At 72.9% G+C, this 997-nt stretch carries 1 protein-coding gene; it reads right to left on the bottom strand.

What is annotated here, in order from left to right:
* Positions 1-21: 21 nt before the first annotated feature.
* Positions 22-997, bottom strand: a 976-nt coding sequence (locus GKQ77_RS33005) for a CocE/NonD family hydrolase C-terminal non-catalytic domain-containing protein (RefSeq protein ID WP_308117863.1), incomplete at its 5' end; no start/stop codon positions are given.

The raw sequence follows: 997 nt of genomic DNA, 5'->3' as shown, positions 1-997 counted from the left end.
CCCCCCGGCCGTAAGGCCCCCTCACCTCGCCGTCCGGCGGACCCGCCGCTCCCACGTGTGGTGGAAGACGACCTCGTCGCCCTCGCGGCAGATCACCTCATCCCTGGTGAGGAAGTCCGCCGCGTCGCAGGTGATCTCCGAGTGCGTCTCGATCCTGGTGTCCCAGCCCAGTTCGGGGCGGTGCAGACGGATCGTCCAGTCGGAGCGGGCGTGGGCGCTCAGGGGGTCGGCCTCGTGGATCGTGTACGTCTCCACGGCGTCCTCCGTGAACTCCAGGCCGTCGGGGTACACACGCTTACCGCCGCGGCGCGGGTCGACCTCGAGGCGCCACTCGCCCTTGGCGACATCGCGTACGACCAGACGTTCGGGGCGCTCCTCGTCGAGCGTCGCCGGATGGACCACGCCGAGCGGCGCGGACTGCTCGGGGGCCTCGAAGGTGATCGCCGGGTCCAAGCCGCCCGCGCGGACCGGCAGTTCCAGGGAGCTGCCCGCCGGGTGCAGGGTGAAGCCCGCCGTGTCCGCCTGCGGCCAGATCCACGGCCAGTACGCGGAGGAGACCGCGAGACGGATGCGGTGGCCCGGCGCGAAGGCGTGGCCGATGCCGGTCAGCTCGAAGGTCACGTCCTCGGTGGCGCCGAGCGGCCACGCGTCCGCGCGGTCCACGCCGTGCCGGGCGGAGAGGTTCAGCACGCCCCGGGTGACGAGCGTGGACGAGCCGTCCGGCGCGATGTCGCACAGGCGGGCGATCGCCTGCCCGAACGGCACGTCCATGCGGAGCCGCAGGGTCACCTTCGGCCGCCCCAGGACCCGTACCTCGGAGGGGACCTCGAATTCGAAGCACGCCGACTTCGCGTCCTCGTCGCGCTGGTCGGGCGGCAGGTCGGCGTCGTTGCCGGACGGGCGGAGGCGGCCCGCGTCCAGGCCGGTGTGCTGCGGGGAGTTGACCAGTACGGGGTTGCCCTGAAGTGCGTAGGTGGTGGGGGTGGTGTGCGGGGAG

The sequence above is a fragment of the Streptomyces anatolicus genome, assembly GCF_019400875.1.
Taxonomy (GTDB): Bacteria; Actinomycetota; Actinomycetes; order Streptomycetales; family Streptomycetaceae; genus Streptomyces; species Streptomyces anatolicus.
The sequence above is the reverse complement of the archived record's forward strand: the minus strand, read 5'-3'. Positions and strand labels throughout refer to the sequence as shown.